At 40.9% G+C, this 24,904-nt stretch carries 17 protein-coding genes; 10 read left to right on the top strand and 7 right to left on the bottom strand.

Annotated elements, in window-relative coordinates:
* Positions 1-41 precede the first annotated feature (41 nt).
* Positions 42-965: a PfkB family carbohydrate kinase gene (locus BLS32_RS02860; RefSeq protein ID WP_091391775.1), complete on the top strand. Its 924-nt coding sequence runs from the start codon at positions 42-44 to the stop codon at positions 963-965.
* A 158-nt stretch (positions 966-1,123) separates the two neighbouring features.
* A complete protein-coding gene (locus tag BLS32_RS02855; protein ID WP_091391774.1) occupies positions 1,124-3,022 on the top strand; it encodes an amidophosphoribosyltransferase in 1,899 nt (632 codons plus the stop codon).
* Between the two features lie 371 nt (positions 3,023-3,393).
* Here BLS32_RS02855 and BLS32_RS02850 read toward each other — a convergent pair whose 3' ends face one another.
* The gene (locus tag BLS32_RS02850; RefSeq protein ID WP_091391773.1) at positions 3,394-4,002 is read right to left on the bottom strand and encodes a superoxide dismutase; all 609 of its coding nucleotides are present in this window, start codon (positions 4,000-4,002) and stop codon (positions 3,394-3,396) included.
* A gap of 218 nt (positions 4,003-4,220) precedes the next feature.
* Here BLS32_RS02850 and BLS32_RS02845 point away from each other — a divergent pair, with 218 nt between their 5' ends.
* From BLS32_RS02845 to BLS32_RS02830, 4 genes are all read left to right on the top strand, one after another.
* Positions 4,221-7,400 carry a UvrD-helicase domain-containing protein gene (locus BLS32_RS02845; protein WP_091391772.1) on the top strand — a complete coding sequence of 1,060 codons (3,180 nt, stop codon included), beginning with the start codon at positions 4,221-4,223 and terminating at the stop codon, positions 7,398-7,400.
* Between the two features lie 70 nt (positions 7,401-7,470).
* Positions 7,471-8,661: a glycine C-acetyltransferase gene (kbl, locus tag BLS32_RS02840; protein ID WP_091391771.1), complete on the top strand. Its 1,191-nt coding sequence runs from the start codon at positions 7,471-7,473 to the stop codon at positions 8,659-8,661.
* A 109-nt stretch (positions 8,662-8,770) separates the two neighbouring features.
* Positions 8,771-10,180 (top strand): OmpA family protein, encoded by a 1,410-nt coding sequence (locus BLS32_RS02835; protein WP_091391770.1) that lies wholly within the window; start codon positions 8,771-8,773, stop codon positions 10,178-10,180.
* A gap of 62 nt (positions 10,181-10,242) precedes the next feature.
* Positions 10,243-13,014, top strand: coding sequence for a PD-(D/E)XK nuclease family protein (locus tag BLS32_RS02830; protein ID WP_091391769.1), 2,772 nt, complete (start codon positions 10,243-10,245; stop codon positions 13,012-13,014).
* On the opposite strand, the gene BLS32_RS02825 is transcribed toward BLS32_RS02830, so the two are convergent.
* From BLS32_RS02825 to BLS32_RS02810, 4 genes are all read right to left on the bottom strand, one after another.
* Positions 13,011-13,793, bottom strand: coding sequence for an alpha/beta fold hydrolase (locus BLS32_RS02825; RefSeq protein ID WP_091391768.1), 783 nt, complete (start codon positions 13,791-13,793; stop codon positions 13,011-13,013). The genes BLS32_RS02830 and BLS32_RS02825 overlap by 4 nt on opposite strands.
* A 146-nt stretch (positions 13,794-13,939) precedes the next feature.
* The gene (locus BLS32_RS02820; protein ID WP_091391767.1) at positions 13,940-15,232 is read right to left on the bottom strand and encodes an aminopeptidase P family protein; all 1,293 of its coding nucleotides are present in this window, start codon (positions 15,230-15,232) and stop codon (positions 13,940-13,942) included.
* Between the two features lie 69 nt (positions 15,233-15,301).
* Positions 15,302-15,892 carry a Crp/Fnr family transcriptional regulator gene (locus tag BLS32_RS02815; protein ID WP_245699310.1) on the bottom strand — a complete coding sequence of 197 codons (591 nt, stop codon included), beginning with the start codon at positions 15,890-15,892 and terminating at the stop codon, positions 15,302-15,304.
* 28 nt (positions 15,893-15,920) lie between these two features.
* On the bottom strand, positions 15,921-17,276 hold the full coding sequence (locus tag BLS32_RS02810) for a hydroxymethylglutaryl-CoA synthase family protein (RefSeq protein WP_091392397.1): 1,356 nt from the start codon (positions 17,274-17,276) through the stop codon (positions 15,921-15,923).
* A 254-nt stretch (positions 17,277-17,530) separates the two neighbouring features.
* On the opposite strand from BLS32_RS02810, the gene BLS32_RS02805 reads away from it, so the two are divergent.
* From BLS32_RS02805 to BLS32_RS02790, 4 genes are all read left to right on the top strand, one after another.
* A complete protein-coding gene (locus BLS32_RS02805) occupies positions 17,531-18,424 on the top strand; it encodes a hypothetical protein (protein WP_091391766.1) in 894 nt (297 codons plus the stop codon).
* Between the two features lie 166 nt (positions 18,425-18,590).
* Positions 18,591-19,427 (top strand): succinate dehydrogenase cytochrome b subunit, encoded by an 837-nt coding sequence (locus tag BLS32_RS02800; protein WP_091391765.1) that lies wholly within the window; start codon positions 18,591-18,593, stop codon positions 19,425-19,427.
* 2 nt (positions 19,428-19,429) lie between these two features.
* Positions 19,430-21,430 carry a fumarate reductase/succinate dehydrogenase flavoprotein subunit gene (locus tag BLS32_RS02795; protein ID WP_091391764.1) on the top strand — a complete coding sequence of 667 codons (2,001 nt, stop codon included), beginning with the start codon at positions 19,430-19,432 and terminating at the stop codon, positions 21,428-21,430.
* A 40-nt stretch (positions 21,431-21,470) separates the two neighbouring features.
* The gene (locus BLS32_RS02790; protein ID WP_091391763.1) at positions 21,471-22,214 is read left to right on the top strand and encodes a succinate dehydrogenase/fumarate reductase iron-sulfur subunit; all 744 of its coding nucleotides are present in this window, start codon (positions 21,471-21,473) and stop codon (positions 22,212-22,214) included.
* A 56-nt stretch (positions 22,215-22,270) separates the two neighbouring features.
* Here BLS32_RS02790 and BLS32_RS02785 read toward each other — a convergent pair whose 3' ends face one another.
* Entirely contained in the window at positions 22,271-22,900 is a 630-nt protein-coding gene (locus BLS32_RS02785; protein ID WP_091391762.1) for a response regulator, read from the bottom strand.
* Positions 22,897-24,813 carry a tetratricopeptide repeat-containing sensor histidine kinase gene (locus BLS32_RS02780; protein ID WP_091391761.1) on the bottom strand — a complete coding sequence of 639 codons (1,917 nt, stop codon included), beginning with the start codon at positions 24,811-24,813 and terminating at the stop codon, positions 22,897-22,899. Before BLS32_RS02780 ends, BLS32_RS02785 begins: the two co-directional genes overlap by 4 nt.
* Between the last annotated feature and the right edge of the window lie 91 nt (positions 24,814-24,904).

The following is a 24,904-nucleotide window of genomic DNA, read 5'->3' as shown; positions in this document are numbered from 1 at the left end:
AGTTATGAAGTATCTTTGCGGCTTAATTCTAAAACCGTAAAATGAACAAATTACTGATTGTCGGCACAGTTGCTTTCGACGCTATTGAAACTCCTTTTGGAAAAACAGATAAAATCTTAGGCGGCGCCGGAACTTACATCGGGCTTTCTGCTTCATTTTTCAATTTGCAATCGGCGATTGTTTCAGTCGTTGGTGACGATTTCCCGCAGGAATATCTTGATTTGCTGACAAAAAGAAACATTGACATTTCAGGTTTGGAAATTGTAAAAGGTGGAAAAACGTTCTTCTGGAGCGGGAAATACCATAACGATTTGAATTCGCGTGATACCTTGGTTACAGAATTAAACACATTGGCCGATTTTCAGCCGAAAGTTCCTGAAAATTTTAAAGATTCCGATGTTGTGATGTTGGGAAATTTACATCCATTGGTACAAAGCAGCGTTTTGGATCAAATGACAGTTAAACCGAAATTGGTAGTCCTCGATACGATGAATTTCTGGATGGATTGCGCGTTACCGGAATTGCTCGATGTCATGAAACGCATCGACGTGATCACGATCAACGATGAAGAAGCGAGACAATTGTCGGGCGAATATTCATTGGTAAAGGCTGCAGCGAAAATCCATACCATGGGCCCAAAATATGTCGTGATCAAAAAAGGCGAACACGGTGCCTTGTTATTTCACAACAAAGAAGTGTTCTTTGCTCCGGCATTGCCGCTTGAAGAAGTTTTTGACCCAACAGGAGCCGGCGATACCTTCGCAGGCGGATTTGCAGGATTCATTACGCAAAGCGAAAACATCTCTTTCGAGAATATGAAAAATGCGATCATTTACGGATCAAACCTCGCGTCATTCTGCGTCGAGAAATTCGGGACCGAAAGAATGGAAAATTTAGATAAAGAAGAAGTGGTCAACAGGCTCAAACAGTTCAGAGCGCTGACACAATTTGATATTACGTTATAAAATATGCGCCTCGTTTTTCGGGGCGTTTTTGGTTTATGGAACATTTCGTTCACATCATTAACCATTAAATAATTAAGATAATTAACACTTAATGAAACTTAATTTCTTAATGGTTAAAAAATAAAAGGTTAAATTAAACTACAAGCAACAACAACACAATGAGCGACGCAATCAAACACGAATGTGGCATAGCACTTTTAAGATTAAAAAAACCGTTAGAATTCTATAAAGAAAAATACGGATCGGCTTTTTACGGTGTACAGAAAATGTACCTGCTGATGGAGAAGCAACACAACCGTGGCCAGGACGGTGCCGGATTTGCAAGCATCAAACTCGATGTCGAACCGGGCGAACGATACATCAGCCGCGTTAGGTCGAATGACGCGCAGCCAATCCAGGAAGTTTTTGCCCAGATCAACGACCGCATCAACGATGAATTGCTGCAGCATCCGGAATGGGCAGAAAATGTCACGCTTCAGAAAAAGAACATTCCGTACATCGGGGAATTGTTCCTCGGGCATGTGCGTTACGGAACTTTCGGAAAAAACAGCATCGAAAGCGTGCATCCATTCCTACGCCAGAACAACTGGATGCACCGGAATTTAATCGTTGCCGGAAATTTCAACATGACCAATGTCACCGAATTGTTCAATAGTTTGGTCGAATTGGGTCAACATCCAAAAGAAATGGCAGACACGGTAACTGTAATGGAAAAGATCGGGCATTTCCTCGATGATGAAGTCACCGATTTGTATTTGGAATGCAAAAACGCTGGTTTATCCAAAAGAGAAGCCTCACCGGTAATCGCTGAAAAACTCGACATCAAAAAAATATTAAAACGCGCTTCCAAAGGCTGGGACGGCGGTTATGCGATGGCCGGATTGTTTGGCCACGGCGATGCATTTGTATTTCGCGATCCTGCCGGAATTCGTCCTGCATATTTCTATGAAGACGATGAAATTGTGGTTGTCGCTTCAGAAAGGCCAGTGATCCAAACGGTTTTCAACGTAGATTTTGAAAAAGTGCAGGAATTGCAGCCCGGACATGCTTTGATTGTCAAAAAAAACGGAACGGTCACCGAAGAAGAAATCATTGTTCCAACAGTCAAAAAAGCCTGTTCGTTCGAACGCATTTATTTTTCACGCGGAAGCGATGCCGAAATTTATCAGGAACGCAAAAACCTCGGAAAATTAATTCTTCCGGCGGTTCTGGATGCAATTGACAATGATACAGACAACACCGTTTTCTCGTATATTCCAAACACGGCAGAAACCTCGTTTTACGGAATGGTCGAAGCGGCCCAGGATTTCTTAAACCAAAGAAAAAACAAATTCATCCTTGACAACAGAAAAACGTTAACGACAGAAAGTTTACAAAAACTGCTCGAAGTAAAAATCCGTACAGAGAAAGTCGCGATCAAAGATGCGAAATTGAGAACGTTCATTACCGAAGACAGTTCGCGTGATGATCTCGTCGCACACGTTTATGATGTGACTTACGGCGTCATCAAACCGACAGACAACCTTGTCATCATCGATGACAGTATTGTTCGCGGCACGACGCTTAAAATGAGTATCATTAAAATGATGGACAGGCTAAAGCCGAAAAGTATCGTGGTTGTTTCCTCTGCACCGCAAATCCGTTTTCCCGATTGTTACGGCATCGACATGGCGAAACTCGAAGGTTTGGTTGCTTTCCGCGCCGCATTGGATCTTTTAAAAGAAAGAAACCTATATCATATCGTTGATGAAGTCTATGCGAAGTGTAAAGCTCAGGAGCATTTGAAAGACAGTGAAGTCGTGAATTACGTTACTGAAATATATGCGCCGTTTCATCCGCAGGAAGTTTCAGATAAGATTGCCGAAATGCTCAGTTCACCAGAGATCAATGCCGAAGTAAAGATCATCTTCCAAACGGTCGAAAACTTACACATTGCCTGCCCGAAAAATTTAGGCGACTGGTATTTTACCGGTGACTATCCAACGCCCGGAGGTAACCGCGTGGTTAACAAGGCGTTCATGAATTTTTACGAAGGAAAAGACGCCAGAGCGTACTAAAAATTTAACATTTCTGCATTTCATCGATTTTCGGTGTATTTCATCTAATTTATTTTGCAGAAGCGATTGACTAGTATACATTTGGAGAACCATAGCATTAGTAGGTTAAGTTTATGGTAGATTTGGGGCAAAAAGGGTGAAAGAAATTTCACCTTTTTTATTGGAATAAACTCTCGAAAAGTCAAACGTCAAAATGTCTAATAACACTCGAGGCTTTAGCCGAACTGAGCGAAACTAAACCAGCCAATCTTTGAAGACCAACTTTCGTTAAAATATAAATCATAAAAAAAGCGGATTCATTTTTGAATCCGCTTTTTTTATACACAAGCCGAGAAGTCGTTCGTCATTAGACGTTTGACATTCGACAAAAATTACTTCTCAGAAGCATACCTTCTCGCCACCTCAGTCCAGTTCACAACATTAAAGAAAGCTTCAATATAATCCGGGCGTCTGTTTTGGTAATTCAAATAATACGCGTGTTCCCAAACGTCCATTCCCAAAATCGGCGTACCGCCACAGCCCACTTCAGGCATCAGTGGATTGTCCTGGTTTGGCGTTCCGCAAACATCGAGTTTCCCGCCTTCCAGTACGCAAAGCCAAGCCCAGCCTGAACCAAATTGTGTCGCGCCTGCTTTCGCAAACTTCGCTTTGAATTCTTCAAAAGTCCCAAAATCTTTTTCAATCGCAGCCAGTAAATCGCCTGTTGGTTTTCCACCGCCGTTTGGAGACATTACCGTCCAGAACAAATTGTGGTTGTAATATCCGCCACCGTTGTTTCTAACCGCCGCGTTCTTTTTGTCTAAATTGATCAGGATGTTTTCAATCGTCAAACCTTCAAGATCGGTTCCGGCAATCGCTGCATTCAAATTCGTAGTATAAGCATTGTGGTGTTTCGTATGGTGGATTTCCATCGTACGCGCATCAATATGTGGTTCTAACGCGTCGTAGGCGTAAGGTAATTTCGGAAGTTCAAAGGCCATAATATTGTTGTTTAAATTGTTGGATTAAAAAATTTTTATTCAAATTTAAACATTTAACTTTGGAATTGGAAATTCTATTTTGTTATAATTTCATTAATAAAGCGGATTGATTTTTCAGAAGCTGTTCCCGCTTTCCACTACAATCTTTTTTTCGCTAAAGAAGCTCAAAAAAGGATTTTCGCTGCAATCGGGGCTAGGGCTGAAGTTTCCATAATAACATTCAAAAAAAATTCGTGGCAAAACTACAAAGACCATCATTCTCCATTTACGATGCTTCGGCCGGTTCCGGAAAAACCTACGCGCTCGTCAAAGAATATTTAAAGATCATCCTGACCGCAACGAAAAACGATGCCTACAGAAATATTCTCGCGATCACATTTACGAACAAAGCCGTTCACGAAATGAAGTCGCGCATCGTCGGCAGTTTGTCGGAGTTTGCGAAAGAACAACCATCGGCGAAAGCCGAAAGCTTGATGCAGCATTTGTCGGTCGAAACCGGTTTGTCATTGGTACAAATCAAAGAAAAATCCAAAAGCATCATCAAGCACATCATCCACAATTATGCAGCTTTTGACATTTCTACGATCGATAAATTTACGCACAAAGTCATCCGCGCTTTTGCCCACGATTTAAATTTGCCGATGACTTTTGAAGTCACATTGGATACCGAAAACCTTTTAGTTGAAGCTGTCGATGCGATCATTGCACAAGCCGGAGAAGACGAAACGCTGACCAAATTGCTCGTCGATTTTACCATGGAAAAAACCGACGACGACAAATCCTGGGACATTTCACGCGAAATCCTCGAAACCGGACGTTTGATCCTAAACGAAAACAACCGCGAGGAAATCGTGCACTTCAAAGAAAAATCGATCGCCGAATTTGTTGCGATCAAAAACAAACTCATTGAAGCGGCAAAGGAAATTGAATCGGGCTGCGTTGGTTGCGCCGAACTTTCGTTGGCCTTAATTGACAAACATGGCATCGATGCCAAATCATTTTCAGGCTCGTATTTGCCAAACCATTTGCGCAGCATTGTTGACGGCAAATACAATTCCAAAAACAAACGCTATTTCGAATTCGACGACATCAAGATCAACAAAACCGCAAAAGATCGCGCACTTATTGAAAATATTATTCCCGAATTGCTCGAACAACTTGGCGGCATTTATAAAAACTTTGAAAAACGCGACTTTTACCGCGCGTTCCTCAAAAATATTACACCTTTATCGCTACTTAATACAGTCAGTAACCAACTCGCAAAAATCCAAAAAGAACAAAATGTTTTGTCAATAGCCGAGTTCAACGCAATCATTTATAACGAAATCCAAAACCAGCCTGCGCCGTTTATTTATGAGCGTTTGGGTGAAAAATACCGCCATTTTTTCATCGACGAGTTTCAGGACACTTCCGAAATGCAATGGCAAAACCTGATTCCGCTGATCGACAACGCGCTTTCGGGTCAGGATGAAACGGGAGAAAAAGGAACGTTAATGATTGTTGGCGACCCAAAACAATCGATTTACCGCTGGCGTGGTGGAAAAGCAGAGCAGTTTATTAGTTTGTCCAAAGATCAAAATCCATTCAACAATCCAGATAAGCATCTGGAACATCTGGACACAAATTACCGCAGTTATTCGGAAGTCATCAATTTCAATAACGAATTTTTTAAAATGCTGTCGGATGAATTCGCGCATGAAGATTATAAAGATCTGTATAGAAACCGCAGCCATCAGCATTTTAATGAAAAGACAGGCGGTTATGTAAACATTTCGTTTATTCCAAGTTCCGATGCTTCGGGAGAAACTTCTGAAGAAGAAGCGTTGGATAAAACCGATTTGTTCGTTTTGGCCACATTAAATACGATCCAAAAAGTGCTGAAACAGGGATTTCAATATAAAGACATTGTCATCCTTACACGAAAGCGCGGCCAGGGCATTGCAGTGGCGAATTATTTAACCGAACAAAATATTCCGTTGTTGTCTTCGGAAACGCTGATGATTGCGAACGCAACCGAAGTCAGATTGATCGTTCATCTGTTGCGGTATTTAAAAAATAGTGCCGATCTCGAAGCCAAAGCACAGTTTTTATATTATGTTGCTAAAAATGTACAGAACGAATTTCCGGTGCACGATTTTATTGCAAAAGGCATGGAAGAACGCGATGAAATCGCTTTTGAAAGCTGGCTGATGTTGTCGGATATTTCGTTGTCGTTTCAGAATATCCGTCAGAAATCTTTGTATGAAGCTGTTGAGATCATCATATCAAAGTTCATTGGAAAAAATAATAATGCTTACATTCAGTATTTTCTGGATATTGTTTTGGAACGCGATTTACGGAACCAGGCCGGAATTTCAGATTTTCTCGATTTCTGGGACAAGAATTTGGAGAAATTCAGCATTCCGTCACCCGAAGGCAATAATGCGGTCCGGATTATGACCATCCACAAATCAAAAGGACTTGAATTCCCGGTGGTCATTATTCCGTTTGCTGAAGAAGATTATAGCCGGAAACCAAAAGACAAATTATGGCTCGACGGCACAGCCCATGATTTCGGACTGCCGAAAGTTTTGATCGACAACAGCAGTGCCGTGGAAGGTTTTGGCGAAAATGCCGCATTGATTTATAATGGCAAAAAACAGGAGGAAATGCTCGATAATATCAATGTTTTGTATGTGGCTTTGACGCGCGCTGAAGAACAGTTGTATGTGATTTCGAATATGAACCTGTCGAAAAAAGGAGAAATCCCAACAAATAATATGGCGGCATTTTTCATCAATTACCTTGATTTTAAAGGCGTTTTTGATGTGAATCAGTTCGAATATGCATTTGGTGATCCAACGAAATTATCTATGCTGAGCGAAAAATCTGAAGAAAATCCGAAAATCCCGCAGGTAGCAGAAATACTCGATCCGAAAAATATTAAAATTGCCCAGCGCGAATCACTGATGTGGGGAACGAAACAACAGCAAGCGATTGAATATGGAAATGTGGTGCACGAAATTTTATCATTTGTCAAAACTAAGAATGATATTGATCTGGCGATGACCAAAGCGATTGAAAACGGACTGATCACAACGCTTCAGCAACAAACGGTTTATGAAAGTGTACGTCAAATTTTAGATCATCCGGAACTTGATTTTTATTTTTCAGAAAAACATCAGGTGTTGAACGAACAAACGATTATCCAAAAAGAAGCCGGAACGATTAAGCCTGACAGGATTGTGCTTTCGGAAAATAAAGAAGTTTTTTTACTCGATTACAAAACCGGATTGCATCAGGAAAAGTATCGAATACAACTCGAAAATTACGAAGATGCGATTGAGAAAATGGGTTTTAAAGTGGCGAAAAAAGCATTGGTTTATATAGGAGAAAGTATAGAAGTGGTACATTTGTAGGCATAAGGCTGCATGACAAACGACTAAACGAAAAAGTAAACGAAAAAGTAAAGGATAAAATTAAAAAAATATGTACGGAAAAATTAAGGAATACCTTGAATCTGAACTTCAAACGATTGAAGACAATGGGATTTTTAAGAAAGAACGCATTATTACGTCGCCACAGGGCGCAGAAATAACAGTAAAAGGCGAAACCGTTTTGAATTTTTGTGCGAACAATTACCTCGGGCTTTCATCGCATCCGGAAGTAATTCAGGCTGCAAAAGACGCTTTGGATACGCATGGTTTCGGAATGTCGTCGGTGCGTTTTATCTGCGGAACGCAGGACATCCATAAAACATTGGAACAAAAAATCGCTGAATTTTATGGAACAGAAGATACGATTTTGTATGCTGCTGCTTTTGATGCAAATGGCGGCGTATTTGAACCGTTATTAAACGAAAACGATGCAATTATTTCGGATAGTTTAAACCACGCTTCTATTATTGACGGCGTGCGTTTGTGCAAAGCAGCGCGTTACCGTTATGAAAACAGTAATATGGAAGATCTTGAACAGCAACTGATTAAAGCCAATGAAGTCGGAACACGTTTTAAGCTGATTGTGACTGATGGGGTTTTTTCTATGGATGGTGTGGTCGCTCCATTGGATAAAATCTGTGACCTCGCCGATAAATATGATGCCATGGTCATGGTTGACGAATGCCATGCTGCAGGATTTATTGGCGCCACAGGAAAAGGAACAATGGAAGCGAAAGGTGTCATGGGCCGTGTAGACATCATTACAGGAACATTAGGAAAAGCGCTTGGCGGTGCAATGGGCGGGTATACGACAGGCAAAAAAGAAATCATCGAACTGCTGCGCCAGCGTTCCAGGCCATATTTGTTTTCCAATTCACTGGCTCCTGCGATTGTAGGTGCATCTATTAAGGTTTTTGAACTGTTAGAAAAAGATACTTCATTACGAGACAAACTCGAATGGAACACCAATTACTTTAAAGAAGGCATGAAAAAAGCCGGTTTTGATATTATCGACGGCGATTCTGCAATTGTGCCGGTGATGTTATATGATGCAAAATTGTCGCAAACCATGGCCAACGAGTTGTTAAAGCAAGGGATTTATGTTATTGGGTTCTTTTTTCCGGTTGTGCCAAAAGAAAAAGCCAGAATCAGGGTACAATTGTCGGCTGCGCATTCAAAAGAGCACTTAGACAAAGCCATAGCGGCGTTTACGCTTGTAGGAAAAACATTAAATGTTATATAATACACACATTTGGGGCTTTTTGGCGGTTTTTTTTAACATATAGTTTTGTAGTTAAAAAATTACGTATTACTTTTGTTCAATAAAATATTGTAATCTAACAAAATTAAGTATGAAACATCTGAACAAATTATTTGCTGCTGTGGTGTTGTTTTGTGGACTGAGTTCACAAGCACAGGATAGCAACAATCCATGGGCGATAAGCTTTGGAGCAAATGCAGTAGACACTAGAGTGAGTGCTGCTACAAAAGTAGAAGACCAAATTTCACAGTATTTCAATGTGGAAGACAACTGGAACATTTTACCATCAATCTCTTACATTAATGTATCGAGACACGTTGGTGGAAATTTCTCATTTGGAGTTACGGGAACGGTAAACAAAATCAAAAAATTTGTTAACCCTCGTACAACTGAGCCTGGAGATTATACAGTAACAAATCCTGGTGATTTGAGCTACTACTCTGCGGATGGTATTATTAAATACGATTTCCTTAAAGGGTACATCGTTCAGCCTTACGTTCACGTTGGTGGAGGTTATACATGGTTTGGAGATGCAAGCTACGGAACTGCTAACGCAGGTTTAGGTTTGACTTTCTGGTTCTCTGAAATGGTAGGTTTGACTTTACAGTCTACTTACAAACAATCATTTGACGAACGTTCTGAAAGACCGTTGGTTGCTGTTAACGACAATGTGCCTTCTCACTTACAGCACTTTGCAGGTCTTACTTTCAAATTTGGAGGAAAAGACACAGACGGTGACGGAATCTACGACAAAGATGATGCTTGTCCAGAAGTTGCTGGTTTGAAACAATTCAACGGTTGTCCTGATACAGACGGTGACGGAATTGTTGATGGAAGCGATGCTTGTCCAGAAGTTGCTGGTTTAGCTGAATTCCAAGGTTGTCCTGATACAGACGGTGACGGAATCGCTGATAAAGACGATGCTTGTCCAGATGTAGCTGGTCCTAAATCATTACAAGGTTGTCCTGATAAAGATGGCGACGGTGTAGCTGATAAAAATGACAAATGTCCAGATGTTGCTGGTCCTAAAGAAAATGCAGGTTGCCCTTGGCCAGATACAGACGGAGACGGTGTACTTGACAAAGATGACAAATGTCCAGACGTTAAAGGTACTGTTGCTAACAACGGTTGTCCAGAAATCTCTGAAGAGCAAATCTTGAAATTGAACGCTTACGCTAAAACAATCTTGTTCAACAGCGGTAAAGCTACATTCCAACAACAAACATTCCCAGTATTACAATCTATTGTTGCAATCTTGAAAGAATATCCTTCTTCTAAATTCAGCATCGAGGGTCACACTGATAGCGATGGTAAAGATGCATTGAACCAAAAATTGTCTGAAGACAGAGCTGGTGCAGTTAAAAATTACTTAACTGAAAACGGAATTGCTGCTGACAGATTAACTTCAGTTGGTTTTGGTGAATCTAAACCAATCGATACAAATAAAACTAAAAAAGGTAAAGCGAACAACCGTCGTGTTGAAGTGAAATTAGTAAAATAATTTCTGCCTAAATATTTTAAGAACGCCTCGATTTATCGGGGCGTTTTTTTTATTTTTATCCAATGCGAAACCAAACTTTCCTTGATAAAATTGCCAGCGTCATTATTGAAGATTATTCCGATAGGCTAACGGATACAATCATAGTTTTGCCAAACAAACGCGCAAGGGTTTTTCTGATCGAGGCCATTCGGAATCAGGTTTCCGAAAACATATTCGCCCCGCATATCGTAAGCATCGAAGAGTTTATCCAGGATATTTCAGGAATCCGTACCATCGATCCGATTGAATTACTTTTTGAGTTTTACGAAGTTTATTTATCGGTTACCGAAACCAAAAACCAGCAAACTTTTGAATTGTTTGCCAATTGGGCCAAGACACTGCTTCAGGATTTTAATGAAATTGACAGATATTTGCTCGATCCATTGCATGTTTTGTCCTATCTGAAAGATATCGAAGACATTAAAAGATGGGGAATTGAAGTAGAAAACAAAACCACATTACTCGAAAATTACATCGATTTCTGGAAACTGCTTCCAAAATATTACCAAACACTTTACAGCCATCTTTTAAAAAAAGAAATCGGTTATCAAGGACTCATTTATCGCGAAGCGGTAACCAATTTGAATCATTTTTCAAATTCAGTTTCCACAAAGCAATTTGTATTTGCAGGTTTCAACGCGTTAAATGCCGCCGAAGAAAAAATCATACAACATTTAATTTCAGCCGGGCAGGCCAGAATTTACTGGGATGCTGACGAAACGTTCCTCAACGATCCTTATCACGACGCAGGATTGTTTCTAAGGCGTTTTAAAGAAAATTGGAAACACTATAAATCGAATCCATTTGAATGGATTGTAAATGATTTCTCAGATAAAAAAAACATCCAGATCATTGGTACGCCAAAATCGATCGGGCAGGTTAAAATCGCCGGGAAAATTATTGAAAACCTTAATGAAACAGAGCGCATCGCTTCAGAAAAAGTAGCGGTTGTCCTAGGTGAAGAAAACCTCTTGGTTCCATTGCTTTATTCGCTTCCATCATCGGTTAACGCGCTCAACATTACTATGGGATATGCTGCGAAAAACAATCCCGTCCAGATATTGATCGCGAAATTGTTTAAAATGCATACAAACGCCGTTTCGCGAAGCAGTTATGTGTTTTATTACAAAGATGTCCTGGATGTTTTGACGCATCCGCTGATTGCAAATTATGCAGGTTCAAAAGAAGTCGTGAACATCATAAACGGGAATAATTATACATTCCTGACCCACAAAAAATTGGTGGAGCTCAATCCAAATGCCAATCCGTTATTCGTTTTATTATTTCAAAAATGGGAAAACGGTGCCATTGATGTCTTGCAATTGTTATCAAATCTTTTACAGATCATTAAGAACAATCTCGACAACGACAATAAGGAAGAAAAAATCACCAAAGCATTTGTTTATGCTGTTTTTAAAGTGATTAATAAGTTGATCAATTATTATTCGCAGCACGATCACATTAACAAAATCGAAACCCTGCACGCCATTTACAAACAGGTCATCGATCTGGCCGAAGTTTCTTTCGAAGGCGAGCCGCTTACCGGATTGCAAATTATGGGCGTACTCGAAAGCCGCGTGCTCGATTTCGAAACAGTTATTGTGACGTCAATGAATGAAGGGAAATTCCCGGCGGGAAAATCGCAAAATTCCTTTATTCCGTATGATGTAAAACGAGAACTTGGATTGCCGACATTTAAGGAAAAAGACGCCATTTATACATACCATTTTTATCATTTGCTGCAACGCGCAAAAAACATTTACCTGCTTTACAACACTGAAAGTGAAGGGCTCGATGCGGGCGAAAAAAGTCGCTTTATTACGCAGCTCGAAGTCGAAAAGCAGCCGTTGCACCAAATTTCACACGAAATTTACAATGCCGAACTTCCCGAAACGGCCTACAAGCCGATGGAAATTCCAAAGTCAGAAAAAGTAATGCAAAGGCTGAAAGAAATTGCCGATAAAGGATTTTCTCCATCTGCTTTGACGAGTTACATCCGCAACCCGACCGATTTTTATTTCCAGAAAATCCTCCGCATCAGCGAGGTCGAAGAAGTGGAAGAGAACATTGCTTTGAATACGCTTGGAACCATTATTCACGAAACTTTAAAAGCATTATACGATCCGTTTATTGATAAATTTTTATCTGAATCAGATATTAAAACCGCCTTTGGCAAAATGGACGCTGAGGTGCTGAACCAATTTAAACTGGTATATAAAGAAGGCGAAATCAAGAAAGGCCGAAATTTGCTGGCGTTCGAAGTGGCCAAGCGCAATGTGTCGAATTTCTTAAAGATGGAACTCGAAAACCTCAAAGCCGGCGATTCGATCAAAATTCTAAAGCTTGAAGAACGTTTTGAACACGATTTGCTGCATTCCGATTTGCCATTTCCTGTGAAAATTGGAGGTTCAGTAGACCGAATCGAATTGCACGGAAAATCGGGAGAAACCCCAAAAATCAGGATCATCGATTACAAAACCGGAAAAGTCGAAGCTTCAAATGTCATCCTGAAAACCTGGAACGGATTGACAGCGGAAATTAAAAATGACAAGATCATCCAGATTTTGGCTTACGCCTTTATGTTTGAATCGCATGCTGAAGGCCAAGCGATCGAAGCCGGGATCATATCGTTTAAAAACCTTAAATCCGGATTTTTGCCTTTTAAATTCATTGACATTGATAAATCGGAAACCACAATAATTACCAGTGAAATTGCAAAAAATTACAAAGAACAACTCGTGGTTTTGCTAAAAGAAATTTTAGACCCAACAATTCCGTTTATCGAAAAAATTTAAACTTTTTTCAGAAAATTTTGTAGGGTTTCAGCCAATGCCGATTCGTTTTCAATCGGGCTCATGTGCCCATCCGGAAAAGTGACGAGTTGGACACGCGTATTTTCGATTTGCTCTAAACTGTCTTTATAATTCAGCACCGGATCTTTTTCGCCCAAAACCAACAAAACGGGATAAGGCCCAAAATGCAGTAAAACCTCGCGGTCTTTCCTGATTTTCATGCCTTCGAGAGCAGCAACAATGCCTTGTAACGGTGTTTTTAACGCTTCAGATTTTACTTGTTCGATCTTATCAGCTAGGCGTTCACGGTTGTCTTCGCTGAAAAGATTCGCAATCGACAGTCGGACGAATGACGAATAATCTTTTTTGACGGCCTGAATCGCGCGATCCCGATTGGCTTTGCGCTCGTCGCTATCGGCTATCGAAGTCGAATTGATCAGCGCAATTCCTTTTACGGAATCCGGATACAATTCGGCAAAAGCCAAAGCGACATATCCGCCCATAGAATGCCCGGCAATTACAGCTTTCCTGACGCGAAGATCATTCAATACCGAAAAAACCATATCGGCATTGTCTTCCATCGAATGTACATAACCAAGCGATTCACTTTGGCCGTGGCCGAGCAAATCGATGACAATGACGCGGAATTTTTTAGACAATTCTGGTACAAAAGCATTCCACATGTGGCTGTTTTCTAAAAAACCGTGTAAAAAAACGACGGCAGTTCCTTTTCCGGAATCCGAATAAGCGATTTTGGAATTTTTGTATGTGGTGGTTTTCATGGTGACAGCTCAGTGATACAAAAATAAGATTAAATCTGTTTTATCATAGTAGAACAATAAATTTCGGACACAAAAAAACCATTAAAGTATTAAGTTTCATGAAGCAAAACTTAATGCCTTAATGGTTAAAGATTAAAGCTAAAAAACTAAGCGTTCATCAAACTTTCAATTTCATCCGCTTCAATCGGAATATTCCCCATTAAATTAAACGGTTCGCCAGTTTCCTGAATTACAACATTGTCTTCCAGACGAATGCCAAAACCTTCTGCTGGAATGTAAATTCCCGGTTCTACGGTAAATACCATGTTCGCCTGCATCGGTTCGTGCAGCAATCCATAATCGTGCGTGTCCAGTCCCATGTGGTGCGACGTGCCGTGCATGAAATATTTTTTATAAGCCGGCCAGTCCGGATTTTCATTTTGCACATCGGCTTTATCGATCAACCCAAGTCCAAGCAATTCAGAAGTCATGATCTTGCCCACTTCTTTATGATATTCTTTCCAAAGCGTTCCTGGAACAAGCATTTTCGTCGCTTCGTTTTTCACGCGCAAAACGGCGTTGTAAACGGCTTTCTGCCTGTCGGAATATTTTCCCGAAACCGGAATGGTACGACTCAAATCGCTTGAATAATTTGCATATTCAGCAGCAACATCCAGTAAAATGAGATCTCCGGCGTTACACGGCTGGTTGTTTTCGATGTAATGCAAAACGTTTGCATTGTTTCCCGAAGCAATGATTGGCGTATAAGCAAATCCTTTTGATCGGTTGCGGATGAATTCGTGGATCAGTTCGGCTTCGATCTCATATTCGGTGACGCCGGGTTTTACAAAAGGCAGCAATCTCCTGAAGCCTTTTTCGGTAATGTTGCAGGCATTTTGGATCAAATCCAATTCTTCAGGCTCTTTTACAGAACGCAATTTTTGCAAAATCGGATTGCTTTTCGCAACAGCGTGAGCCGGATATTGTTCTTTCCACCATTTTACGAATCGCGCCTCACGTGTTTCTGTTTCCACAGTCTGGCGGTAATGCTCGTTGGTATTGATGTACATCGTTTCAGCATACGTCATCAGTTCGAACAAAATCTTATGGAAATCCTGAAGCCAATACACCGTCTTAATCCCCGAAACTTCAAAAGCACGCTCTTTAGTCAGTTTTTCACCTTCCCAAATGGCAATGTGCTCACTGGTTTCTTTCAGGAATAAAATTTCTTTCTGATGCTGGTAAGGCGCATCTGGGAACAAAACTAAAATGCTTTCTTCCTGGTCGACACCGCTTAAATAAAAGATGTCTCGGTGTTGCGCAAACGGCAACGTACTGTCGGCGCTAACCGGATAAATATCGTTCGAGTTGAAAACGGCAATGCCTTTAGGCTTCATTTGTGCGGTAAATTTCGCGCGGTTTTTGACAAACAACTTGCTGTCAATCTGATGGTATTTCATGATAACGGAATTTTTAATTAGCACTGCTAAATTAGTTGTTCTGATGAAAATCGGATACGCCAAATGGCGTTATTTCATATTTTTACGGATGCGGCTCATATGCCTGGCTGAAATTCCGAGAAAAGAAGCCAGGTAATGCAACGGCACTTCCTGCAACAATTTTGGTTCGGTCGACAGCAGTTTCAGGTAGCGTTCTTCCGGAGTTAATGTTAATAAATCGATGCGGTAATCGTCAATCAGGCACAATTGTTTTTCGATCAGGTTGTAATAAAACTGATGGAAAGCAACGTTGGTTTCAACGAGTTTTTTAAAGTTCGGCAAATCGATCACATACAATTCGCAATCGGAAATGGCTTTGATGTTTTTTCTTGAAGGTTTCCCGAATAAAAAGCTGTTCAGCGAACTCGTAACCGAATTTCGCAATGCAAGATAAGTCGTTTTTTCTTCGCCGTCAATTTCAATGGCATGCTGTAAAATGCCGCTTTCGATGTAACAGAAATACGGACAGATTTCGCCTTCGCGGACAAAAAAATCATTCTTTTTTAAATGTAAAGGCGTGAATGCATTTTTAGACTGCAAGACCAGTTCTTTCAACACTAAATCATCAGAATTGAGGAACATTTCGATATAATCGAAGAAGTGGTTTGCATTTTTTGCCATTCCGCAAAAATACGATTATTTGTGAGTTTTAATCCATCCATTTGTAATAACGGGCGCCGGTGAGATTTGGGATTTCGGTTTCAATGCGGTCTAAAACCCATTCTTTTTTTGGAAAAAGCACACTGGTTTGTTGTTCTTTTTTATGCAGTTTCTGATACGTTTCAAAGTCTATTTCAAAGCTTTGTTCCAATGTTTGAAACAATTTTACTTTTGAAATTGCCGATTTCCATTCCGGTTGAATGGTGCCTTCAAAAACTTTCGATTTCGAGCCGCTGCCATAAGCCAGGAATCCGAAAGTCTGGTCTGAAATGTCTTCATTCATCTGATCAAAATGCGACAAAGCCGATAAAAATCCCATAAAAATGGAGCCTGTATATAAATTGCCAATTAACGAAGAAGCGATTTCCGCAGGTTGCAATTTTTCATTTACAAATGATTTGTAATCGTCGGTTTTTGCCACTTCTTTCAATTTGGCCTGATAATCTGAACCATCTGAATCGACTGAAATATTTTTACTGTCAAGCGAATAGATCTCAGGCAGCATGCGCCTTCCCTGAAACGAATACGGCAAATGCATGATGATGTTTTTCCACGAATTGTAAAGTGTTTCGGTTGTGTTTTTTAGTTTTTTGAATTGGAAATACGCATGTCGCGTGCGGTCCATGTAACATTGATTGGAATATTGGCCGTCGAAAACCGGCTGGTCTTTGTGGATCTCAATTTCGGCTTCTAGGTTTCCGAACCAGTTTTCATTGGTTTCATTTCCGGTAATCTCTTGTTTTGAAATGCTTCTGTAAGGTTTGAAAAAATCGAATACGCCTTTGGTATTCACTGCCCAATTATTTTCAAAAGCAATAATTCTCGGATTGGAAGCAATCAGCATGGCTAAAGCGCCTGCGCCCTGTGTGTATTCACCAGTCGATTCAAGATCGTATTTTGCAATGTCAGAAGTCACGACGATTGCTTTCTTATGAGGATTCAACCGAACGTAATCGAGGCAATTCTGCAAAGCATCGACACCGCCGATACAGGCAAATGTAAAATCGACCACATCACATTCGGATAAAATATTTTCACCGAATTTTTGCTCTATCAAAGTCGTTAAAAACGAACCGATCGGTTTTGAACTGTCGATGCCACTTTCGGTTCCAACGTAAATTCTGGAAATTTCCTTTAGGTCGATGTCGTTTTCTAAAACCAGTTTCGTCAAAGCATTCGCGCCGAAAACCACAGCATCCTGATGTTTATCTGGCAATGTCATTTTAAGCAATCCCAAACCTTTTTCAAGTTTTTCAGGCTCTATATTTCTGGCTTGCGCCAATGTTTTTATCGGCAATCGTATTTTGGCCACATCAAACGAAATGGCGTCAATTCCTGTTTTCATCAGTTGGATTTTGAGTTGTAAAATTACGATTACAATTTGCAAAAAGAAGAATTCTTTCAACACAAATAAGGCTTGGAGGAATTTTTACGGATTTTGGACAAATGAATATTTGAAATTATGAAATCTGCAATTTATGTTGGATTTTGAAAATACACGCATTAAAATCCGAATGTTAAATCTTAAAATCTGTTAACATTTCAGCAATAAAAAATATTTACTTCCGTTTGAAAAACGACTGGCTTAACATGCATTTTATGAAAATCAAACTATTTGGCATCGCATTGCTGCTTTTGGCACTTGGCTTTTGTTGTATTTCCTGCGAGAAAGACGACGACGTTGCGGGAGAACCGATGCTAATCGTTAAATTTAAGTTTGATAAAGACCAGCAACGGCTCGACAATATCGGGCAACCTTCAAAAGTCGCTTTAGGAAATGCGGCACAATCTCCCGATTTTAATTCAATCTCTGCACATTATCTCGAATTTGCGCCAACCGCCAATACGCAACTCGGAAAAGGCGCAATATTATACCACGGCACAGAAACGACAATGGGCGGAAAAAATGCCATCGACTTCAACCAGGCGAAAGTTGTGAGTGAAGGCGAAACATTTCTTCAGATTCCGTTAAGCAAACTTGCGAAAGGCAATTATGAATGGGTTCGCGTGTCATTGGCTTATCAGAATTATGGGATTTCCGTGCGCAATTCAGGAAAAGATTATTCAGGAACATTGGCTAGTTTCGTAGGCTTCAATACGTATATTTCTTCGTTTGATATTGACAATGCAATTTTCAATGTTAACGAAAACCGTTCACAAGGGTATTGGGCTTTTAAATTGGATGACAATCCGTATTCTACCGAAGGCCAGGCTCCGGAAGGCGCGACAACAGTTCCAAATCCGATTGCTGCGACGTCGCCTGTCGCTTCGGGTTCCTGTGTCGTTACAGGGAGATTTCCAAATAAGTTGAGCATTACCGGAAACGAAACTAAAAATATTGTAGTAACGCTTTCCTTGTCGGTAAATCATAGCTTTGAATGGCACGAAATCGTCGCTGATGGCAAATATGAACCTTCAAAAGGCGAGCAGGTTGTCGATATGGGGTTGCGCGGATTGATCCCAGCTTTTCAGACTTCTTACAATAACGACTGATTTTTTATTGCATCTGAAAAAATAGCATTAAAAAATTCCATTTTCAAAAACTCCAAACCAGCGTTTTCACAGCATTTAAAATGATTATAAATTATACCGAAAAGGTTGTAGTTGTATTCATTTAGCCTTATTTTTGTTTGATTTTTTAAAACTACAAACAAATATTATGGCAAAATCTGCATTATTAAAGTCATCTCTGGCAAAAAAATACTGGATGGCTCTAACAGGTTTATTTTTATGCTTGTTCCTTATTGGCCATTTGGCAGGAAATCTCCAGCTTTTGGTTCCAGACAACGCTTTGAATTTTAACAAATATGCGCTGTTCATGACGACCAATCCGGCAGTGAAAATACTGTCTTACGTCACTTATATTTCCATTCTTTTCCATTCGATCGACGGTGCGGTTTTGGTTTTTCAGAACCAGGCAGCAAGGCCGATCAAATATGCAAGGAACAATGCTGCGGCAAATAGTCCGTGGGCATCAAGGAATATGGGGATTTTAGGAACAGTAATCCTGATTTTTATCGTAACGCACATGGTGACTTTCTGGGCGCCAATGCATTTTGACAAAAAGATGCCGTTGCAAACGACAACTATCGATGTTCAGGGTCAAAAACAAGAGTTTTACCTCACTACTGATGGCGGCTACATTCCAAAAGCGCAGGTAGATCAGAACGCCATTATCATTAAAGACAGGACGGATTTTTACGACGGAAATGCCAAAGTAAAGATCAAAGAAGGTTATAAAGATTTGTACAAGATTACGATTGCATTTTTTAAAGATCCTAAATACGGATTGATCGCAACGATCTTATACGTAATTTCGATGGCGATCTTAGCGTTTCACTTGTCACACGGTTTTGGAAGTGCATTCCAGTCTTTGGGCGCGAACAATCCAAAATACAACGGACTCATTAGAGGTTTCGGAAAATGGTTTGCGATCTTGGTTCCGCTATTGTTCGCGATCATTCCATTATACATTCATTTTATTCTAAAAGCATAATTATGGCATTAGATTCTAAAATACCACAAGGTCCGATTGACGACAAGTGGACCAATTATAAAAACCACATCAATTTAGTAAACCCGGCCAACAAGCGTAATCTCGATATTATCGTGGTTGGAACCGGATTGGCTGGCGGCTCTGCTGCTGCAACTTTAGCTGAATTGGGTTATAACGTTAAAGCATTTTGTTTCCAGGATTCCCCAAGGCGCGCGCACTCGATTGCCGCTCAGGGCGGAATCAACGCGGCAAAGAACTATCAGGGCGACGGAGATTCTACTTTCCGTTTGTTTTATGATACCGTTAAAGGTGGCGACTACCGTGCGCGTGAAGCCAATGTGCACCGTCTGGCTGAAGTTTCTGCAAATATCATTGACCAATGTGTGGCGCAAGGCGTTCCGTTGGCACGTGAATATGGCGGATTGTTAGACAACCGTTCGTTTGGTGGAACGTTGGTTTCCAGAACGTTTTACGCAAAAGGACAAACCGGACAGCAATTGCTGCTTGGCGCATATTCTGCTATGAACCGTCAAATCGGGCGTGGAAAAATAAAAATGCACAACCGCCACGAAATGCTGGATTTGGTTATCGTAAACGGAAAAGCCCGCGGCATCATAGCGCGTAATTTAATTACCGGTGAAATCGAAAGACATTCTGCACACGCTGTGGTCATTGCATCTGGAGGTTATGGAAACGTATTTTTCCTTTCGACAAATGCAATGGGAAGCAACGCGACTGCCGCCTGGAAAATCCATAAAAAAGGCGCGTATTTCGCAAATCCTTGTTACACGCAAATTCACCCGACCTGTATTCCGGTTTCTGGAGACCATCAATCCAAACTAACATTGATGTCGGAATCGTTGCGTAATGACGGAAGAATCTGGGTGCCTAAAAACCTCGAAGATGCAAAAGCCATCCGCGAAGGCAAAAAGAAACCAACCGATTTGTCTGAATCAGAAAGAGATTATTATCTCGAAAGAAGATATCCTTCTTTTGGTAACCTCGTGCCGCGTGATGTGGCTTCAAGAGCGGCCAAAGAAAGATGCGATGCCGGTTACGGTGTCAATAAAACCGGAGAAGCCGTGTATCTTGATTTTGCTGCGGCAATCGAACGCTACGGAAAAGAGCAGGCGTATATCAAAGGACTTGAAAATGCCGATGCAAAAACGATCTATAAATTAGGAAAAGAAGTCGTTGAAAATAAGTACGGAAATTTATTTCAGATGTATCTGAAGATCGTCGATGAAGATCCTTATGTCACACCGATGATGATTTATCCTGCCGTGCATTACACTATGGGCGGAACCTGGGTAGATTACAATCTGATGACGACCATTCCCGGATGTTTCTCTATAGGGGAATCGAATTTCTCAGACCACGGCGCCAACAGATTGGGTGCTTCTGCGTTGATGCAGGGCTTGGCCGACGGTTATTTCGTATTGCCTTACACGATCGGGGATTATTTGGCACCGGATATTAAAGTAGGCCCGATTTCAACCGATTTGCCGGAATTCGTTGCAGCAGAAGAAAATGTCAGAACACAATTGGATAAATTCATCAACAATAACGGTTCGCATTCTGTCGATCATTTCCATAAAAAATTAGGAAAAATCATGTGGGATAAAGTCGGAATGGCGCGTAACGCACAAGGCCTAAACGAAGCGATCCATGAAATTGCCGCTTTGCGTGAAGAATTTTACCGCGATGTAAAAGTGACCGGGACTTTAGACAGCTTTAACCAGGAACTTGAAAAAGCGATGCGTGTGGCCGATTTCCTTGAACTCGGTGAATTGTTTGCCAAAGATGCCTTGCACAGAAATGAAAGCTGCGGCGGGCATTTCCGTGAAGAATACCAGACTGATGAAGGCGAAGCGTTGCGTGACGACGAGAATTTCGCTTACGTTGCTGCTTGGGAATACAAAGGAAAACCAAGCGATGCAGTTTTGCATAAGGAGCCATTGGTGTTCGATAATGTGAAACTGGTTCAAAGAAGTTACAAATAAGATTTAGCCACGGGATAATTCCTGCCTAATTAATAAAGTTATGAAACTTACCCTAAAAATATGGCGCCAGAAAAACGCCAAAGAAACCGGAAAAATTGTTGATTACCCAATCGACGGAATCGAGCCGGACATGTCTTTCCTTGAAATGCTCGACGTGTTAAACGAAGGATTGATCAACAAAGGCGACGATCCGGTGGCTTTTGACCACGATTGCCGCGAGGGAATTTGCGGCATGTGTTCGCTTTTTATCAACGGTGAAGCGCACGGCCCGGACAGAGGCGTAACGACCTGCCAATTGCACATGAGAATGTTCAAGGATGGCGATACGATCTTTATCGAACCCTTCCGCGCAAAAGCTTTTCCTGTGATCAAGGATTTGGTTACCGACAGAAGCTCATTCGACCGCATCCAGCATGCCGGAGGTTTTATTTCGGTAAACACTTCAGGAAATACGATCGATGCCAATACGATCCCGATCAACAAGCATGACGCCGACCGTTCTTTTGACGCTGCAACCTGTATTGGATGTGGCGCATGTGTAGCAAGCTGTAAAAATTCATCCGCGATGTTGTTCGTTTCTGCTAAAGTGTCGCAGTTTGCATTATTGCCGCAAGGCCGCATAGAAGCGCATGACCGTGTGTTGAATATGGTCAACCAAATGGACCACGAAGGTTTCGGAAATTGTACCAACACCGGCGCTTGCGAAGTAGAATGCCCGAAAGGAATTTCACTTGAAAATATCGCAAGAATGAACCGCGAATATTTATCGGCGAGCATTAAATAATTAAAATATTTAAAGATTGAAAAATTTGGAAGCGTCTCTGTTTGGGGCGCTTTTTTTTATACCAAACCTTTTTCAAATGCGACGCGAACGAGGCCAGCGGTGTTTTTTACTCCAAGTTTCTGGATCAGGTTGCTGCGGTGCGCTTCGACGGTTTTGACGCTGATGAAAAGGGCAGTTGCCATTTCTTCGGTGGTAAATTCCTTGATCACCAAATCGAGGATTTCCTTTTCACGGCTGGTGAGTTTCGGAATAAAATAGGAGCTGTTGCCTTTTCCGATCGATTCGTTCAACAGGATTTCGCGGATGTTTTGCGGCAGGTAATTGTCGCCTTCAAGAACGGTTTTAATTGCGGTTACAAGTTCGGTTTTATCGGTGTTTTTGAGCAGGTAGCCACTCGCACCATTTTTCATGATCTGACGGATGAACGAACTGTCTTCAAAATTCGTCAGTGCGATAATTTTAAGTTTAGGATACTTTTTAAGCAAATCTTTACAAGCCAAAATGCCGTTTCCATCAGGAAGATTGATGTCTAACAGCAAAACCTGGATGCTGTCGCTTAAACTTTCCATCGTTTCGTGAATCGTCGTAAAAGACTGCAAGATTTCAATATCCTTATTCGATTTAAGCATGGTTTTTATGCCTTCGATCACAATCGTATGGTCGTCTGTTATGGCAGTTTGTATCATTTTTGAATGGAATTTAAGTCGATGTTGATCTGAAACGAAGTGCCTTTATTGCTGCTGTCAATCTCAAGTCCGGCTTTTAAAAGCTGGATGCGCGATTCGATATTTTTAAGCCCGAGACCGTTTCTGGCATTTTTGACGTCAAATCCAACGCCATTGTCCTCAACGGTAATAAAGAGTTCGTTTTCATGGAAATTCATCTGCACAAGTGCTGTAGTGGCCCGGGAATGCTTAATAATGTTATTGATGAGCTCCTGGATGATGCGGTAAATGACGGTTTCAGATTTTTTAGGAAGCGTTGCCGGATTTCCGAAATACTGGAAATCGAGTTCGAGCGGATGCGACTGGCTGATTTTCGAACAATACTGTTGCACGGTTTCGACCAATCCGAAATCAATGATCGACGCCGGCATCAGGTTGTGCGAAATATTTCTGACCTGTGCACACGACTGATCGATCATTTCAACGGTCGTCGTTAAGTTTTCTTTGTCATCTGCACTCAGGTTCGATTCATCAATACCCAAAATCCGGAACTTAATCGCCGATAAATCACCATTGATTCCGTCATGTAATTCCTGCGCAATCCGGCGGCGCTCTTTTTCCTCGCCATCGATCAATGCTTCAAGTTTTGTGATTTCCTGCTGTTGCTGCAACGCGAGAATTTCTTTGTTTTTTAATTTTTGGCTTTGACGAAAAAACAGCCATATTCCCAATGAAAGCAGCGCTAGAGCTATTGCTGTGGCAATGGCACAGGCAATTGTCGTTTTTCTTTTAATGAGTTCTACCTCGTTTTTTTTGAGTTGCGCCCTTTGGTTAGCAATCGCTTTGTCTTTTTTTTCAGTTTCAAACTGCGTTTGCATCAAAGAAATCTGCTTGATGTGATTTTCATCAAATACCGTATCGCGCAATGTATAGCTCTGCTCAAGCAATGTAAAAGCTTTTTGTGGCTGGTGTAAAGCATTTAAAATAACCGATAGCCTCCTCTGAGAACGGTAAACGACTTCTCGGGCATTTATGTTTTTTGCAAGATTTAAGGATTCTTGTCCATAAAAAAACGCTTTTTTGTAGTCTTTTTCATTAAGGTATAATCCACTGAGCGTGTACAATAAATCGCTTTTCTGGAAAGCATCATTTAAAGCAACCGTGAGCCCGAGCGCTTTTTCATAATACGGAATCGCGATTTCGGATTTTTTGGTTAACCTGTAATATTCCCCAAGATTCCTATTCGAAAAAAATGACAATACTTTACTGCTGTCCTGTAAAGACAACGCCTCGGTTTTTTTGAAGTAAGAAAGTGCTTCCTTGAATTTGTCATTTCGCGCATAGAACAAACCGAAATCGCCGTATAACAGTCCCAACTGCTCTTTGTCGCTGCTTCGTGAATATTGGATGGCTTTTTTGAGGTAAAATTCTTCAAGCTTGTAGTTTTTGATATTGGCATACAAGCCCGTAAGATTCTGGTAACTCTGACTTACGGCGTTGCTGTCCTTTAATTTTTCAAAAACCGGAATGCCTTTCAGATAATACTTGGTCGCCGTTTCATAATCGCCTTTAAACTGGTATGAGTTGGCCGAATTCACATAAACCTGACCGATGCCTCTCTGGTTGCTGGCTTTGACTGCAAATGGTTTTGATTTTTGAAAATAGTAAATCGCAGAATCGTAATTTCCCCGGTCATTATGAACCAATCCGCTGTAAAGCAAAGCCTTGAAGGCGCCAATCCAATATTTGTCTTTGATGCTTGAATTATACGTATTGCGGTAAATTTTCAGTGCTTTTTGAGGTGCAGACACTTCGAAACCATACGCTTCATCAAGCATTTTCTTAATGGCAACGCTGTCTTTTTGTGCCGAGGCAGTTCCGTATGAGAAAATCATACAAAATAAAAAACCACAGGATTTTGAAAAAATGTTCATCGTTTTGGCTTTGAATGGGTTAAGTTAAAAAAAATCCCCTAACAAAACCTGAAAGAGGATTTAAAATCCGATAAAGCAGCTACTACTCTGC

The sequence above is a fragment of the Flavobacterium noncentrifugens genome (genome assembly GCF_900100375.1).
GTDB lineage: Bacteria > Bacteroidota > Bacteroidia > Flavobacteriales > Flavobacteriaceae > Flavobacterium > Flavobacterium noncentrifugens.
The sequence above is the reverse complement of the archived record's forward strand: the minus strand, read 5'-3'. Positions and strand labels throughout refer to the sequence as shown.